The 16,215-nt window shown below is 65.8% G+C and carries 12 protein-coding genes and 3 pseudogenes; 8 read left to right on the plus strand and 7 right to left on the minus strand.

Annotation, left to right across the window (positions count from 1 at the left end):
* The first annotated feature begins 22 nt into the window (after nt 1–22).
* A complete protein-coding gene (locus tag ABD259_RS25805; RefSeq protein WP_425573493.1) occupies nt 23–505 on the plus strand; it encodes a S26 family signal peptidase in 483 nt (160 codons plus the stop codon).
* A 509-nt stretch (nt 506–1,014) separates the two neighbouring features.
* On the opposite strand, the gene ABD259_RS07130 is transcribed toward ABD259_RS25805, so the two are convergent.
* On the minus strand, nt 1,015–1,317 hold the full coding sequence (locus ABD259_RS07130; protein ID WP_344161022.1) for a hypothetical protein: 303 nt from the start codon (nt 1,315–1,317) through the stop codon (nt 1,015–1,017).
* A gap of 1,196 nt (nt 1,318–2,513) precedes the next feature.
* Nucleotides 2,514–3,125 (minus strand): annotated as a pseudogene (locus tag ABD259_RS07135) (DUF2637 domain-containing protein); the annotation flags it as partial.
* 560 nt (nt 3,126–3,685) lie between these two features.
* Between ABD259_RS07135 and ABD259_RS07140 the strand changes: the two are divergent.
* The 3 genes and pseudogenes from ABD259_RS07140 to ABD259_RS25810 form a co-directional block, all read left to right on the plus strand.
* Nucleotides 3,686–4,117 carry a Fur family transcriptional regulator gene (locus tag ABD259_RS07140; protein ID WP_344106321.1) on the plus strand — a complete coding sequence of 144 codons (432 nt, stop codon included), beginning with the start codon at nt 3,686–3,688 and terminating at the stop codon, nt 4,115–4,117.
* A gap of 35 nt (nt 4,118–4,152) precedes the next feature.
* Nucleotides 4,153–6,363, plus strand: a complete 2,211-nt coding sequence (gene katG / locus ABD259_RS07145; RefSeq protein WP_344161028.1) for a catalase/peroxidase HPI — start codon at nt 4,153–4,155, stop codon at nt 6,361–6,363.
* 130 nt (nt 6,364–6,493) lie between these two features.
* Nucleotides 6,494–6,981: pseudogene (locus ABD259_RS25810) on the plus strand (IS701 family transposase); the annotation flags it as partial.
* A 225-nt stretch (nt 6,982–7,206) separates the two neighbouring features.
* Here ABD259_RS25810 and ABD259_RS07150 read toward each other — a convergent pair.
* Both ABD259_RS07150 and ABD259_RS07155 read right to left on the minus strand, forming a co-directional pair.
* Nucleotides 7,207–7,449: an IS3 family transposase gene (locus tag ABD259_RS07150; protein ID WP_425573491.1), complete on the minus strand. Its 243-nt coding sequence runs from the start codon at nt 7,447–7,449 to the stop codon at nt 7,207–7,209.
* 39 nt (nt 7,450–7,488) lie between these two features.
* Entirely contained in the window at nt 7,489–8,733 is a 1,245-nt protein-coding gene (locus tag ABD259_RS07155) for an exonuclease domain-containing protein (RefSeq protein WP_344106326.1), read from the minus strand.
* 318 nt (nt 8,734–9,051) lie between these two features.
* On the opposite strand from ABD259_RS07155, the gene ABD259_RS07160 reads away from it, so the two are divergent.
* From ABD259_RS07160 to ABD259_RS07170, 3 genes are read left to right on the plus strand one after another with little or no spacing between them, the layout of a single operon-like run.
* Nucleotides 9,052–9,783 (plus strand): NUDIX hydrolase, encoded by a 732-nt coding sequence (locus tag ABD259_RS07160; RefSeq protein ID WP_344106328.1) that lies wholly within the window; start codon nt 9,052–9,054, stop codon nt 9,781–9,783.
* Nucleotides 9,780–10,931: a 5'-methylthioadenosine/S-adenosylhomocysteine nucleosidase family protein gene (locus ABD259_RS07165; protein WP_344161031.1), complete on the plus strand. Its 1,152-nt coding sequence runs from the start codon at nt 9,780–9,782 to the stop codon at nt 10,929–10,931. The genes ABD259_RS07160 and ABD259_RS07165 overlap by 4 nt, the downstream gene beginning before the upstream one ends.
* Entirely contained in the window at nt 10,928–12,919 is a 1,992-nt protein-coding gene (locus tag ABD259_RS07170) for a hypothetical protein (protein ID WP_344161034.1), read from the plus strand. Before ABD259_RS07165 ends, ABD259_RS07170 begins: the two co-directional genes overlap by 4 nt.
* Before the next feature lie 93 nt (nt 12,920–13,012).
* On the opposite strand, the pseudogene ABD259_RS25815 reads toward ABD259_RS07170, so the two are convergent.
* A pseudogene (locus ABD259_RS25815) lies at nt 13,013–13,203 on the minus strand (IS982 family transposase); the annotation flags it as partial.
* A 159-nt stretch (nt 13,204–13,362) separates the two neighbouring features.
* Here ABD259_RS25815 and ABD259_RS07175 point away from each other — a divergent pair.
* Nucleotides 13,363–14,688, plus strand: coding sequence for a jacalin-like lectin (locus tag ABD259_RS07175; RefSeq protein ID WP_344161038.1), 1,326 nt, complete (start codon nt 13,363–13,365; stop codon nt 14,686–14,688).
* Between the two features lie 169 nt (nt 14,689–14,857).
* On the opposite strand, the gene ABD259_RS07180 is transcribed toward ABD259_RS07175, so the two are convergent.
* Complete coding sequence (locus tag ABD259_RS07180) at nt 14,858–15,049, minus strand: hypothetical protein (RefSeq protein ID WP_344161041.1); 192 nt, start codon at nt 15,047–15,049, stop codon at nt 14,858–14,860.
* Nucleotides 15,050–15,368: 319 nt separating this feature from the next.
* Nucleotides 15,369–16,133 carry a hypothetical protein gene (locus ABD259_RS07185; RefSeq protein WP_344161044.1) on the minus strand — a complete coding sequence of 255 codons (765 nt, stop codon included), beginning with the start codon at nt 16,131–16,133 and terminating at the stop codon, nt 15,369–15,371.
* Between the last annotated feature and the right edge of the window lie 82 nt (nt 16,134–16,215).

The following is a 16,215-nucleotide window of genomic DNA, read 5'->3' on the forward strand; positions in this document are numbered from 1 at the left end:
CCTGCCTCGTCGAGGCGTGGTGATGCTCCTGGGTGCGGTCCTGGCAGCCGCTGTGGTGCTCAGACATCGCATAGCGGTAGTCACCGTTCGAGGAAGGAGCATGGCGCCAAGCTACGAGGACGGCGACCGCGTACTCGTGCTTCGCACTACCTGGCTCGTCCCAGGACAGGTGGTCGTTGTCGAGCAGTCAGCCGCCGGAGGCCAACGGTGGACAGAGTCCGTGTCCTGTGGCACCGGACCAGCTGCCATGGCTACAAAGGCATGGCTGATTAAACGAGTCGATTCCGTGCTCCCCGGTCCGCCCGAGGGCAGCTCTCCGAGGGCGGCGTTTGCCACCAGATCATCCGCCGGTCGGCAACGCGCAGTGTGGATCGTCGGCGACAACGCGAAGGCCAGCTTCGACTCACGTCACATGGGCTGGGTCCCTGCACATCGCATCCTGGGGGTGGTGGTGTGGCCGAGGAAGAAGGCACCGTCCGGGTGTGTCAATGGCCGGTTTGTCTGAATCTGCCCCCCATAACGTGATGGTCACGTTGTCGCCATTACTCGTTCGGTGCTGACCTGACCGGCGTGGAGATCAAAATCTCCGCCGAACACACCGCCCTCAAATGGCTGGACCGCTAGGAAGCCCACGACGTACTCCGGTTCGACAGCAATCGCACCTCCTTGGGCGAACTTCACGAGCGCCTGATTGCCACCGACCTGCCACAACCAGTCGAGTGACTACCGGAATCTCAGCGGTGGTGGGCCGGTTTGCGTAGCGAGTCGCCTGGCCCTCTCAGACGCCTTCCAGGCCTCATCACCACGTGAGCGGAGGTGGAATACCATCGCCTCCGGAGCGGCACCTTAACGGCGGGCGTGATGGACCTTATCCACCAGAACCGCGAGACTAGGTGTTTTGCCTGTGTATATGACGAAGACCGTGGTCCCTGAGATGTGAAACCACGGTCTCTTGTTGGCCGGATCACCAGCGTTTGCACACCGTGGCCGCCGAGTCTTGAGCTACAGTGCGCTTTAGATGAGGCAGTCGTACTTTTCGGTGTGGGTGCCGACATGCCCGCCGAACTTGAAAACGTCCACCTTCACCGTGTGGGTGCGGACGTAGGTGTTGTTGCGCAGGTGCCACTTGCCTTCGGAGACGAAGCGATACTCGCGCTCGGTGTACCAGTTGGGGCTCTCGGATGCCTTGCTGTGGGTGCACTGCGTACGGTTACCCACCGGGGGTGCCGCGTGCGCCGCTGTGGGGAGGCCGACCACCAGCAGGCCGCTCAGGGCTGCCGTGGCGAGCCCGGCGGTGCCGATCTTGCGTAGTTGCATGGAACGTTCTTTCCGAAGGTGCTGGCTAGTTCGCATCACGATCGACCCGAATATCGCCGCATGCTTGAGTCGCGCCTTCACTTCCACTCCTACCGGGGGGCGGTGTCCCTGCCCGGTGCCACCGGCGAAGCTAGATAATGGGGTTATCGGGCGATTATCAATCCGTTTAACGAAGCGCAGCGCGGGTTGAGAAAAGGCCACTCGGGACGCATTTAGCGCTTGGCAAGCCCACATCGCCTCCCACGGTGACGGCTTCCTGTGGGGAGCCTGATCTAGGTCGGGGACGAGCCGTGGCGTCGGCCATGCACTGAACATTGCCCGGCCGACGTTGCGGTGCTGGACATCCTGTCGCGCGGACCAGTCACATCCAGGGCACAGGGAAGAGCAAGGGACAGGGTTATTTTCGACAGTGACCGTGCGGCCCTGGAATGCGGCCCACGGTGAGTTGGGTCCTCGTGGAATCTGCGAGGCGCATGGCGACCGACGATTGATCCTAATTGTAGGTCCCGATTGTTCTTGTCCTGGGCAACACCTCTGAGCTGGTGGTTTTCTGCGGCGTCTCATCGGTTTGTCAGGCGGGGTGTCTCATCGATCTGTCGGATTCTTGCTTGGTGGGTTCGGGTGTGGGGTGCTGGGCGAGTTCGTGGTGGGCGCCTGCCAGTCAGACTGAGATTCGGGCTAGTTCGTGTCTCAGACGAACTGGCGTGTTTTTGCCCGCGCTCCTGGACTCGCGTGCACGGTCTCGAAGTGCCCGCGGGTGAGGTCGGTGCATCAAGGCGAAGTCACGCGTAGGAGGACCAACGAAGTCCGCGCGGTCAGTTCACTGCCAAGGCGCGTTCGAGCGCGGCTTGGCCTGCCGGTTCCCAGGACGGTTTGCCCCCAGGGAGGCCGAGCCTGCCGTTGCGTCTTCAGCAAGCCTCCGGTAACGCAATTGGCTCCGGAGTGTCGCTGAAATCGACGCTATCGCAGGGGCCCTGACCCGCAGCCTGCCCCTCCCAAACAGCAATGGCATCACAGATCGGACCGTCCCTGCGCGTCAACGAATCTCCCGACCATCATGTGTAGTCGAGAAGACCCTGTCTTCCCCACTGCTTGACCAAGCGCCCCCACCGTTCCTTCCGAGCAAACCGCTCAGCGATCTCCTTCCCGCTGGGCAACGATCCGTCGTCACGGCGATGGTCAAGAGCCCATCGTTACGCTTCCGCTTGGACTGGCGGAACTATGTTGGACGACAGCCACGTCTGCGTATCGACGGTTTCGTGTGTGTTGGCGGCTGGGGCCACCCGCAGGTGTGGATGTGTAGCGCAATCATGCTGTTGAGCGTCGCCCGGCTCATCAGCCTTCGCCGGGCCTTGAACGTCGGCCGGGTCGGCCGACCGATTGTGTCCAACTTGCTCATCATCTGCGATCGCATTGCGCACGTCACGGGGGGTCGTGCGGAACTCGCGAATGAGCAGCTCGTAAGCACCCATGAGTGCGAACGACGGCCAAGCGTGGATGATGCGCGACCACACGTTCGGATCGGCCACCGCGATGTTTGCGGCCAGCGACGCGACGCTACCTAGGATCAGCAGCGTCCATGGGAGCAAGCCTCCACGACGGCCGTGGCGAGCGTCGGTGAGCAGTGCCATGGAGGATGTGATGATCATTCCGTCGACCGACAATGGGAACAGGGCGGCGCGCCATTGCGGTTCGCCGTGCCGCTGCGCAAGGTCGAACGTGTGGGAGTAGGAGACCAGTGCCGCAATCACGGCGAGCATCAGGACGGCGGCGATGGTGATCCAGCGGGACCAGCGAGAGGAGTCCATCGTGGGTCACCGCCGGTCCACAGACAACTCGCGGGAATGGTGCGGGGGGTCAGGAGAAAGGAGGGGTTCGTTCTGTGTCCAGCGTTCGGTGAGCATTATTGGTCACGCGTTCGGGTCCCGTGGTGGGATTGAGGTGTGGTTGGGGGAGGGGCGCCCGTGGGCGCCCCGCGGTGACCGTTCCCGTCTTTCGGTGGCCAGGATGTCTGTTTCGGCCTGGCGTTTCGTGGTCTGCAGTGACCTCTTATGGCCCCTCTTAGCCGTGGCGATCACGCCTGGGGGTCAAGGGGTCGTGGGTTCAAATCCCGCCGTCCCGACACAGGTCAGCAGGGGCATCCGCCGCGAGCGGGTGCCCCTTTTGGCGTTTGATGACGGTGCGGGGTTTTCCCGTCCCCGCTCCCTTCACGACTGTCTCCATCACCTTGGCCGCCGCCAGCATGCCAGGCTCTTCGGGCGGCACCGATTCCGGCCCGGAGGTCGCGTGCGTCGGCTCACGCGGATAGTCAAGGCGAGTTCAACCACTAGTTTTGACTAATTCAAGAAAACCCGTCAGACTCTCGTACATGCCAACGCCCTCGGACTTCGAGCGCATGCTGCGCGACGTCGCGCTGCGGGTAACGGGCCCCCGCGTGGCGGTGCTGTCCGCCGTCCACGACAACCCGCACGCCGACACGGAGTCGATCATCGGTGCTGTGCGTGGACAGCTCGGTGCGGTGTCCCACCAGGCTGTCTACGACGTGCTCAAGGCGCTGACCGGCGCGGGCCTGCTGCGACGGATCCAGCCCCGGGGTTCGGTGGCCCGCTATGAGACCCGCGTCGGGGACAACCACCACCACGTCGTGTGCCGGTCGTGCGACGCCATCGCCGACATCGACTGCGCCGTTGGTCATGCACCCTGCCTGAGCGCGTCTGATGACCACGGCTTCTCGATCGACGAGGCCGAGGTCATCTATTGGGGCCTGTGCCCCGACTGTTCCACGAGACCCAGTTCCTGAGTCACATTTGTTCCTCCCTGCCCGGAAGGATGTCCATGTCTGAAAGCCACGACCCCGCCGAGAGCGGCGGCTGTCCGGTCGCGCACGGTCGCGCCCCGCACCCCACCCAGGGTGACGCCAACCGCGGCTGGTGGCCGAACCGGCTCAACCTGAAGATTCTCGCCAAGAACCCCGCCGTGGCCGACCCCATGGGCGAGGAGTTCGACTACGCCGAAGAGTTCAAGACCCTCGACCTCGCCGCCGTGAAGCAGGACATCGCCGAGGTGCTGACAACCTCGCAGGACTGGTGGCCGGCCGACTTCGGCCACTACGGCCCGCTGATGATCCGGATGGCCTGGCACAGCGCGGGCACCTACCGCGTCAGTGACGGCCGCGGCGGCGGTGGCGCCGGCCAGCAGCGCTTCGCGCCGCTCAACAGCTGGCCGGACAACGGCAACCTCGACAAGGCGCGCCGACTGCTGTGGCCGGTCAAGAAGAAGTACGGCCGCAAGATCTCGTGGGCTGACCTGATGATCCTCGCCGGCAACGTGGCGCTGGAGTCGATGGGCCTCAAAACCTTCGGCTTCGCCGGCGGCCGCGAGGACGTCTGGGAGCCCGACGAGGACGTCTACTGGGGCCCGGAGACCGGGTGGCTCGACGACGAGCGCTACAGCGGCGACCGGGACCTTGAGGAGCCGCTGGCCGCGGTGCAGATGGGCCTCATCTACGTCAACCCGGAGGGCCCGAACGGCAACCCCGACCCGCTGGCCGCCGCCCGCGACATCCGCGAGACCTTCGGCCGGATGGCGATGAACGACGAGGAGACCGTGGCGCTGATCGCCGGCGGCCACACCTTCGGCAAGACCCACGGCGCGGCTCCCGACAGCCACCTCGGCCCCGAGCCCGAGGCCGCCCCGCTGGAGGCCCAGGGCCTGGGCTGGCAGAACAGCTACGGCAGCGGCAAGGGCGGCGACGCGATCACCAGTGGGCTGGAGGTCACCTGGACCACCACGCCGACGCAGTGGAGCAACGGCTTCTTCCAGAACCTCTTCGGCTACGAGTGGGAGCTGACCAAGAGCCCGGCGGGCGCCCACCAGTGGAAGCCGAAGGACGGTGCGGGTGAGGACACCGTCCCCGACGCCCACGACCCGGCGAAGAAGCACGCCCCGACCATGCTGACCACCGACCTGGCGCTGCGGTTCGACCCGGTCTACGAGCCGATCTCGCGCCGGTTCATGGAGAACCCCGAAGAGTTCGCCGACGCCTTCGCCCGCGCGTGGTTCAAGCTGACCCACCGCGACATGGGCCCGGTGGCGCGCTACCTCGGCCCGGAGGTTCCCTCCGAGGAGCTGCTGTGGCAGGACCCGATCCCCACGCCGGACTACGAGCTCGTCGGCGCTGAGGAGATCGCGAGCCTGAAGGCCCAGATCCTCGACTCCAACCTGACCGTCGCGCAGCTGGTCTCCACCGCGTGGGCGGCGGCCTCGTCGTTCCGCGGCAGCGACAAGCGCGGCGGCGCCAACGGTGGCCGCATCCGCCTGGAGCCGCAGAACACCTGGGAGGTCAACGAGCCCGAGAAGCTCGCCCCCGTGCTGCGCACCCTTGAGGGGATCCAGCAGTCCTTCAACGCCGCCCAGACCGGCGGCAAGCAGGTCTCCTTCGCCGACCTGGTGGTGCTGGCCGGCTGCGTGGGCGTCGAGCAGGCGGCCAAGGCCGCCGGCTACGACATCGAGGTCCCCTTCACTCCGGGCCGCGGTGACGCCACCCAGGAGCAGACCGATGTGGAGTCCTTCTCCCACCTGGAGCCGACCGCGGACGGGTTCCGCAACTACCTCGGCAAGGGGCACCGCCTTCCGGCGGAGTACCTCCTGATCGACAAGGCGAACCTGCTCACCCTGAGCGCCCCGGAGATGACGGTCCTCCTCGGCGGTCTGCGGGTCCTGGGCGCGAACTACCAGGACTCGGAGCAGGGTGTTCTCACCACGGCGCCGGGGACGCTGACGAACGACTTCTTCGTGAACCTGCTGGACCTGGGCAACACGTGGAAGCCGGCCGACGAGACCTCCCAGACCTTCGAGTGCCGCAGCGACGCCACGGGCGAGTTGCTGTGGACCGGCAGCCGCGTCGACCTCCTCTTCGGGTCGAACTCCGAGCTGCGCGCGCTCGCGGAGGTCTACGCGGCCGACGACGCGAAGGAGAAGTTCGTGAAGGACTTCGTCGCGGCATGGGACAAGGTCATGAACCTCGACCGGTTCGACCTCGTCTGATCCTCTTCTCCGGGCTCTGACGCCCGCGCGGGTACCGGCCCGGCCGTGACGGCCGGGCCGGTTCTCGTTTCGGCCGTGCTGGGGCCTACGGCTCCCGCATAGGCGAGTCGCGCGCTGTAAGCGGTGACCGGCGCAGGGACAGCGCTACTACGAGTGGGCGCTCATCGACGACCGCGCCGATGGGGCCGGGGTGCGGTGGGTGCCGATCCGCCGCAGCCGCGCCCCCGGCCAGCTGGCGTTCTACCGGTGCTACGCCCCGAGCCGGTGGCCTTGTCCCGGCTGGTCGCGGTGGCGGGGCGCCGGTGGCGGGTGGATGAGTCCTTCCAGCAGGGCAAGGGCCTGGCAGGGCTGGACGAGCACCAGGTCAGGACGTGGACCTCCTGGCGGAGGTGGACCCTGCTGGCCATGGCCGCCTACGCGTTCGTGGCCGCATGCCGGGTCCGGGAGGCCCGCCGCCGCCCGGCTCCAAAGGGGGTGATCGGGTTGACCTGCAACGAGATCGCCCGTCTGCTGCACGCCCTGTTCCCGGCCCGCCCCGGCGATGAGCGCACGCTGGGCTGGTCGGTGTTCAGACGCTCTCACCAGGCGCGTGCCTTGAGCTGCCACTACCGCAGACAAGACCAGCGAGATCGCCGCGCTCAAAGACGCCCTGGCCGGGGTGGACATCACCGGATGCCTGGTCAGCGCGGACGCGCTGCACACCCGGGCCGACACCGCGAGGTACCTGGCCGGCGAACGCCGCGCCCATTACCCGTTCACGGTGAAAGCCAATCAGCCGAAGCTGTTCGCCCAGGTCAAAGCTTGGCGTTGCTTCAGTTCGGTAGACGCCTGTGAGCTTGGGTTTTACGCGGCTTCAGCCAGGTCGGATAGACCACTTCGGGCCGCTTGGGCGTGACGACGTTCATACTCCGCAGGGCTGAGCAGGCCGTTGGCCGAATGCCGCCGCCAGGGGTTGTAGAACCCCTCGATATAGGAGAACACCTCCCGCTCGGCGTCGGCCCGGGTGGCGAACGCGGTTCGGTGGCCGCCAGGGTCCGGCGTACGCCACCGTCCACACGCACGGACCCGGCACTCCTTCCCTGTCACCGCGGCAGGTAGCGAGCCGCCCCAGGGGGCCAGGGCCCCTTAGCGCATTGCCTTCACAAGCCTCTCGAACGCTTCCTCGGTGATGACCGGAACCCCGCGATCGCGTGCCTTCCGCGCCTTGCTTGACAGAGAGTCGGGGTCGGCCGCCACCAGGACGCGCGTCTGCTTGGTCACCCCGTTCTTCGGGGCGAGCCCTGCTCCTGCCGCCAACGCGTGCCAGTCCTCCCTGCTCCGTCGACTGGCGCCGGTGAAGACGACCTGATCCCCCGGTTCCAGGGAGAACCCCGGTGCGGCGAATGCGCCGGAGGAACCCGCGCTGTCGGTCTTCCGCGCCGCCTCAGCGCGGCGCAGCTCCTCGTGCACACTGCCCTCTGGCAGGCCGAGAAGCGCGGCAACACTCTGCAGATCCGCAGTCTCGGCATCCGTGACGACGCCGTCCTCCCAGGCCGCGTCGGTCAGCGCTGCCAGATAGCGACGGTGAGCCGCTGCCACGGTGCTGCGTGAGAGCCCGAGATACCGCGCCGTGTCGACGAGTTCATCGGCCTCGGTCGCCGACAAGTGGCGGTCCAGCAGTGCGCGGTCGAGGACGGCCAGATACGGGTCGACCGAATCGGGAGTGGTGTCGTCGGGCAACTTGTCGATGATCCGCTTGAGGAAGTGCTTCTCCACCTCGTCGGCCGCCGAACGCGTCACCGGAGTGAACGCAGACCGCGGCACCGGCGGCCATTCGAGCTCGGCGCACGACCTCAGCAGGTCGGTCCACGGTCGCGGGTTCGGGGCGAGGTCAAGATAGTGGCGCAGGAGGCCGGCCGCCGCACGCGCGTCGCCGAGGGCCGAGTGCGCCTCCGTCAAATCGATCCCTGCGCTATGACAGCACCTTGCCAGCGATCGCCTGCCGGCACCGGGCAGGTAGCGCCCGGCAAGGGTCATCGTGCACAGCCCGGCGGAAGCCGACACCGGTATCTCGACGCCCATCCGTGCGTATTCTGCGGCGAGGAAGCGCATATCGAACGCGAGGTTGTGCGCGACCACCACGCGGTTGCAGAGAAGATCCGCCAGCTCACCGGCGACCTGGTCGAACTGCGGCGCGTTACGGACGTCGCGGGCACGGATCCGGTGGATGTGTCCGGCGCCGAGGTCGCGCCGGGGGTTCAGCAACGTCGTCCACTCGGTACCGGCCGAACCGGACTCGTCCACGTGCACCACGGCGATCTCGACGACGCGGTGGTGGCTTGCAGGTGTGATCCCCGTCGTCTCTACGTCCACGACGGCGTATCCGGTCATCGCCGACCCCTCTTCGACTGGATGGGCAGGGAGAGGCTCGCCAGCGGGTCGCGAGGTCGGACCAGGTTACAGCCTGAATTTCGACGTGTGATGAGAAATGCGGATTTCTCGCTGCTCACCCCGAGGGTGGTCGGTCAGCACGGGGATTCGGCGGGCGGTGGCGGCCGTTCACATCGAATTCCCTGTATCCCTCGACTTACCAGGACGGCAGATATTTCTTACCTAAGGGATATCTATCTACCGCGGGTCCGGAATCGGACACGATATTGGCGCGAATCGCCCTTCCTGTCCGAGTGACAGGAAGCTAGGGTTGCCGCCATGCCCGATGATTCCTGGGAACCACCGCCCGTCTTACTCGCCGTGGACCTGGTCATCTTGACCCTGCGATCCATGACGCTCCATGTGCTGCTCGTGGAGCGCGGCATCGATCCCTATGCGGGTACGCAGGCCCTCCCCGGCGGATTTCTGAGCAATGCCAGTGAGGGCATCGAGACCGCCGCCCACCGCGAGCTGCGCGAGGAAGCGAACCTCGACGCATCGCGCCTCCACCTGGAGCAGCTGGGTGCATACGGTGCTCCCGACCGCGACCCCCGCGGACGGGTCGTCTCCGTGGCCTACCTTGCGATCGCGCCCGCTCTCCCCGTACCGGTAGCGGGCACCGACGCGGCGGCCGCCTCCTGGCAGCCCGTCCACGAAGTGTCCCTGGGCCGACTTAAGCTCGCCTTCGACCATGAGCAGATCCTCACCGATGCTCTGGAACGCGCCCGAACAAAGCTCGAACGCACTTCGCTCGCCACTGCTTTCTGCAGTGAGACCTTCACCATCGCGGAACTTCAGCAGGTCTATGAGGCCGTATGGGGCGTCCGGCTCGACCCGCGGAACTTCTACCGAAAGATCCAGCGGGTCCCCGGCTTCATCGTCCCCGCGGGGCCGAACCAGCGCACCACGAAGGGCCGACCTGCCCGACTGTTCCGAGCGGGGACGCGGACGACGCTCCACCCTCCGCTGGTCCGCCCCGGACCATCGACCACGAACGAGGTGCATACATGACGAACGGCCTGGTGGTGGTACTCACCGCCTTCAATCTCGAATACGAGGCCGTGCGCCGTCGGCTGGTCGATCCCCGGATGCACCGCCACGAAAGAGGCACCCGATTCGATATCGGCACCCTTCCGGGGGCCGGGGGGCGCGTGGCACTGGGGCTGACCGGTAAAGGGAATCACCCCGCCGCTGTCCTGGCCGAGCGTGCGATCCAGCAGTTCTCCCCGGACGCCGTCATATTCGTCGGTGTCGCCGGCGCGCTGTGGGACACCACCTCGCTCGGTGACGTCGTGATGGCGACACAGGTGTACGCCTACCACGGGGGCACCAGCGAGGACGACGGCCTCAAAGCGCGTCCCCGCGCCTGGGAAGCCGCCCACGAGATCAGTCAGATCGGCTCCTACTTGGGACGGGTCGATGATTGGGCAGATCCGACGGGACCCGGCGGTCGAAAGCCGACCGTTCACTTCGGACCTATAGCCGCCGGTGAGATTGTGCAGAATTCCCGAATCTCCCACGAGGCAATGTGGATCCGGGAAAAATACAACGATGCGCTGGCCATCGAGATGGAAGCCGCCGGGGTCGCACAGGCCGGGCACTTGAACGGATCGCCCGTGGCGATCGTCCGCGGCATCAGCGACCGCGCCGACGGCAGCAAGGCCAGCACGGAAGACCGCGCATGGCAACCGGTGGCCGCCGAGAACGCGGCGGCGTTCGCCATCCGCTTGGCCGCGGAACTGATCACGGATCGGGAGCGTAGTGCGATGCACTCGGGAGAATTCTCCAGGGGCGGCTACACCGTCAACAATTACTCATCAGGCCAGGTGGGCATCCAGGCCGGGACCGCCTCCGGAGGCAACTACGTCTTCATGGGGCAGGACGCTCGGGGCGCGCGTACCCCCGATCTCGCCACCGACCTGGAGGAATTCCGGAGCGAGCTGGTGCGCGAGCGGTCATCCGGAGCGCTTGACGACGCTACCTACATGGCAGCCGACGCGGAACTCCAGCTCGCTAGGAAGGCGCTGGAGGGGAACACCGCGGCGGAGAAGAAGGGCTCCGTTCTTTCCCTCAAGCGGTTGCGGGGGCTGATCGACGGCGTACCGGGACTCGAAGCGAAGGTGGACGGCTACATCGCCGCAGTGCAAGGAATGTCATGAACACCGTCGGCGCCGAAACGACCAACACGGCCGGTCCAGGTTCCACGGTGGGGATTCAGGCCGAGAGCGTCCACAACTCGACGGTGTACCAGGTCAATCCTGAGTCGCCACCTTCCCGGAAGTACGAGGTCGGGCTTCGATTCCTGGAGAACGGAGCCCCGGCGCGGGCCCGCGAGCTCATCGATGAGGCGATCGCCCACGGGTATGACGACGCCGAGGTGTACTTCCACTGGGCACTCTCCATGCTCAGCAAACGCTCCTACCGCGACCTTGTCCCCGACGAGCGCGAGCGCCTCCGGCGGCTCCCGGAGAAGCTGGCTGGTCACGCCGACGATGACTGGAAACGCGCCTCGGAAGTGGTGTGCGACCTCGTTGACTGCCTGGAGGTCCCCGCCCGCGATCACGGACTGGCTCTCAAGAAGCTGGACTCCCTGCCGGGGCCTCAACGCGACAAGGTCATCCGCCATCTCGACCTCGTCCTGACCGGGGGTCTCAAGAACAGCGTCTGGGCTGAGACCTACAAAGCCGCAAAGGACGCCAGGGAGAGCAATGACCGCGCCGGCCGCATATGGGCGTACTTTCAGGCCGACCCTGCCGAGCCGCGTGTTCGCCCCGTCGCCGCCATAGCCGTCCCCGCCACCGTCCTCCTGCGAACGGCCGCCTGGTCCGCACCGTTCACGGCGGCGACCGGCTATCTCGGCTGGTCGGTGCTGATGCACGCCGAGCCGCTGCCGATACTCTCCTACCTACTCCTCCTCGCATCCGGATACTTCGCCCTCCAAAAGGGGCGCGACTGGCACTACCGCGCAAGGAGGCTTCGAGAAAAGGAGCGCGAGCACAGGGCTCCACTGGCACGATCCCGGGCCCCCGAAAAGGGGTTCGCCAATCGCATCGACAGCGCGTTCGACTATTACTTCGTCAAGTACGGCCCGAGAGGCGAGAAGCGCGACCAGTGGCTCGCTGAAACGGCGGGAATCCGGAACACACTCCGCAACGAGGTCGTCGAGATCTATCGAGAGAGCAGAATCAGGGCCGAGAAGGTCCACTGGCTCATCCGATTCATGGCCCGCGACGTCCGCGGACGCTGGGAAGCAGGAACACTGTTCGGGTACCGCGAGAAGTACAAGGTCGCGGCGTCCACAAAGGCCTGGTGCTGGACCTCCTGCCTCGCCCTTTTCCCTGCGGCCGCAGGAGTCCTCATCGGGGCGCTGCACTCGTCACCGGTCCTCACCGTCGTGTCCGCCCTGGTGGCAGTGGTGACCGGCAGATTCGCCGCGCCCCTCTGGCTGCACATCAGCAGTGAGTACCGGTGCCGCGAAGACAGGGCGAGCGAGCGCTTTCAGGCGGCGGCAGAACGTAAAAAGGAGTGCAAGCGCTGGAAGGAGAAACTCGACGCGACACGTCCGTCCGAAGAGGAGATGGAGGAGTGGCTGAACTGCGATAAGACGATAATTCTCAACCGTGCTTTGAAGTACCACCGGCTGGCCTGGCACGACATCCTTGCGCACGCCTTCCTTCAGACCCCGCATCGCCCCTCCAAGAGAGCGCGGGTGCGGGGCGGCCCTTGGCGCTACTCGAAATACAACATCCAAGTCTTCCTCATGACGGAGGACGGCGTCCATGAGGTCAACTCCAAGCTCGACTTCGAGCACGCCGTGACTTTAGGTGAAGAACGCGAGCACTTCCGTTTTGATGCGATCTCGTCGGTGCACGTGGACCAGACAGAGGGGTTCGGCTGCACCCTGAAGCTCACCCTCATGAACGGGGATCCGAAGAGCACCGTCGTCACTGAACCCGAGGCCGGGCAACCGGATCCCGGGGAAGATCCTCGGGCGATCTCCAAGATCAGCATCGATGCGGCGGGTTTCGGGCACACGCTTCGGATCCTGGAAGGGATCGCCGCCGAAGGGAAGAGCTGGCTCGACCGCGACCGGCGATCGCATGCTTCCGAACATTCCTTCCGCAAGTCCAGCGTCGGGCAGGGCTGACCCCAGCTCATTGATGAAGCTCTTGTGCCCTGGTCAGTGGTCGTAAGCGATCAGCGACCGCTTGACCGGGGCGGCCCTGATCAACCAGCTGTGTCATATCCCGGCGTTGAGCGCGTAGATGCTCTGGCGGTGCGTTCCCGCAGGTCATCGGCGGTGCGAGCGGCATGGCGATGCAGCCCAAGCTGGCGCTTCAGCGTCGATATGAGCGCCTCGATCCGCTGGTTAAGCCAGGTCGGGAACACATTCATCCCCGATTCGCGCTCATCATCGCGCCGGGACCGGATGCAGTGCGCGGAACGGTGTGTGCGCGACTCAGGTCCTCGGGTCCTCCTCCGCGACGGTCCGACGATCGGGGCATTGCGCAGGATGCGTTGAAACTTCAATATTCACCCGCAAGAGTAGTCCGGACACGTCCTCCTCCCCCCACAGATATCGGAGGCCACATGTCCCGCTCACTCGCCGTTGGTGCGGCGGTACTGCTCCTGCTGGCGCCCCTCCCCGCACTCGCGTCGACGCCGTCCCCCGCGGAGGCGGCTCACGGCGGCCGATTCTCCGTCCTCACCTACAACATCGCCGGGCTGCCCGAGATCGGTACCGACGAGAACCCCAGCGTCAACACGCCGATCATCGGCGAACGAATCGGCGCCTACGACATCGTCCACGTGCAAGAGGACTTCAACCACCATGCAGCGCTCTACGAGGCCGACGACCACCCGCACCGTACTCCGACCAGCGGAGGCGTCCCGTTCGGGGACGGCCTGAACACGCTCTCCACCTACCCGTACAGCGACTTCGAGCGGGTGAGATGGGACGAGTGCAACGGGGTCGACTGCCTGACGCCCAAGGGCTTCACCTTCTCCCGGATCCGTCTCGCCGAAGGTGTCTACCTCGACCTCTACAACCTCCACACCAACGCCGGGGTGACCTCCGCCGACCTGGCCGCGCGCCGGTCCAACATCACCCAGCTGTCCGAGTACATCCAGCGGAACTCGCGGGACAACGCCGTGGTCGTCATGGGAGACACCAACACCCGCTACACACGCGCTGAAGACAACATCCGTGAGCTCGTCGACGCCAACGGCCTCACCGACGCCTGGGTCGCGACCGAGCGCGCCGGTCGGCGCCCCGCTGCCGGAGACCCCGCTCTGGTGTGCGACCCGGACGCGCTCGTCGACGACTGCGAGGTGGTGGACAAGGTGCTGTTCCGCGGCAACGTGTTCATTGACCTGGAGCTCACCGGCTACGCCAACGACCACGCCGACTTTCTCGACGGCGCGGGCGAGATGCTGTCCGACCACTTCCCGCACACGGCCGAGTTCTCGTGGACGACGGACGACGCCGTCCAGATGAGTGACCCCACGGGCGGCCCGCACGGTACGCCCTTCACCGACGTCGCCCGCATCGCGGCAGGCGCGCGACCGACCGCCCTCACCCTGCGGGCCGGATCGCGCATCGACGCGGTCGGGATGCGCTATGCCGACGGCACCCGCACCGCTCACGGCGGCACCGGCGGAACCGCCGCCGAGCTCTCTCTGGAGACGGGGGAGAACCTGGCGTCGGTGACCCTCTCCACCGGCAAGAAGAACGGCCACACCCGCGTATTCTCCGCCGAGTTCCGCACCGACCGCGGCCGCACCCTGGCCGTCGGAACGCCCACCACGGACACGGTCACCTACACGGCACCGGTCGGGTGGCGGATCGCGGGATTCCACGGCCGCTCCGGCGACGAAGTGGACAAGCTCGGCCTCATCTACACGCCGATCGCCTGACCTTCGACCGCTTCGAGGCGTCGTAGTACCGGGGGCGTCGAGGCGCATGAGGTGCCATGGACGCTCCCGCGCACGGTGGTCGGACCAGCGGGGCGCACTGGCAGCCGCGGGAGGTCCAAGGTGCCACGGCACTGCCGCGGGCAGAGGTGAACGAGTTCCCCAAGGTCCTCTAGTCCGCGGTCAGTGCAGAGGTCCCCACCTTCGCAGAGCGAGTCCCTCGGATGCCGTTGCGGGAGTCGGCATGGCGCAACCGTCGTCTCCGCAGCCGCGCGCCGAACCGGTCGGTCTCGCGGTGGACGGCGTCGGCGGCGAGCAGTTCCAACGTCGGGATCGCGCCGGTCCACGTCTTGTTTTTGTGCAAGTGGTCGACGGTCAGGCCGGGGTGACCGCTGGCCGGTACGTAGGCCAAGTGGGGACGGCGATGGTTTGGAGCGGCCGCGCTGCCGCGGCAACCGTCCGGACCGGCTGCGGTCCGTCGAGAAGGCCGCTGCCAGAAGCCGGTGCGGTCAGTCAGTTCGGCGCGTGCGGCGTCGCGGTGCCATAGAGATCTGTTCCTACTGCCCGCAGCGACCGGGTCCGTTCCAGGGAAGCAGCGCTCTGATGCCCGAACGCAACCAGATGAACCGCCGCCTTTCTTTGGCGAGCCGGCCACCCTGATTCCGTGATGGTCGTGTAGTTCTCTACTCCTTGAACGCTTCGTCCATGGCGTTGGCGGCTCTCTCCATGGCCGCGCGTTCCTGCTTCTCGCGTTCCTCTTCGGGGAGTTCGAGTAATTCTATTTCTCGGTTGAATCGTTCGCTCAAGTCGTATCGGTCGAACCACCTAAGCGGGTGGAGGGGGTCGCTCGTCTCGTATACGCCCTGTCCGTACCATTTCATGAGGGCGAGCTTCGTTCCTCGATGGCCGTTGGCTGAATCGGTTGGAATAAGTCCACCGAACATGCGATCCATCCATTCCTCTCGATGGGAGGCCATGTCATCAGGGTCGTCTACGTCCGGGTCGCAGCCGAAGATATCTTCGCCGCCGAGGAGGCCTGGGTAGATCTCGTCGTCCCCTTGGCGGGGTGGGTCCGTATTCGTAATGACGATGGACATCGCAACCTCATCAGCGATGCACCGCATGACGGGAATCCTCGCTCTTTCCAGGATTGAATCCCCGATGCGCATGATGCATTCGCCCATTCGGGTGAGCCAGTGGTTATTGACCTGGACGAGGACCCAGTCCGGTAGGTCACAGAGAAGCGGAACCTCTCTGATCGTTACCTCTCCCTTGAGGTAAGAGGGAAAGTCAACCGAGAATCCGCCCGTGGTGGAGTACCGTCCGGTTTTGGTGGGGGCGAAGTCAGAGAATGCCACTGTCTGGCCCAATGCCATGGCATCTCTGGGGGTGAGGGGGTCTCCCTTGAAGCTTGCATTGAATTTCTGGACAGTGTTGTGGGTCTCCATCCTGTGCTGATCCCCAGGTGCCTGTCCGGTCCCTTCTGTTAGAAATTGGTTGAGTTCTGAAAGCTTTAGTGCAAGTGCGCGA

The organism is Nocardiopsis rhodophaea, from assembly GCF_039530945.1.
GTDB classification, from domain to species: domain Bacteria; phylum Actinomycetota; class Actinomycetes; order Streptosporangiales; family Streptosporangiaceae; genus Nocardiopsis_C; species Nocardiopsis_C rhodophaea.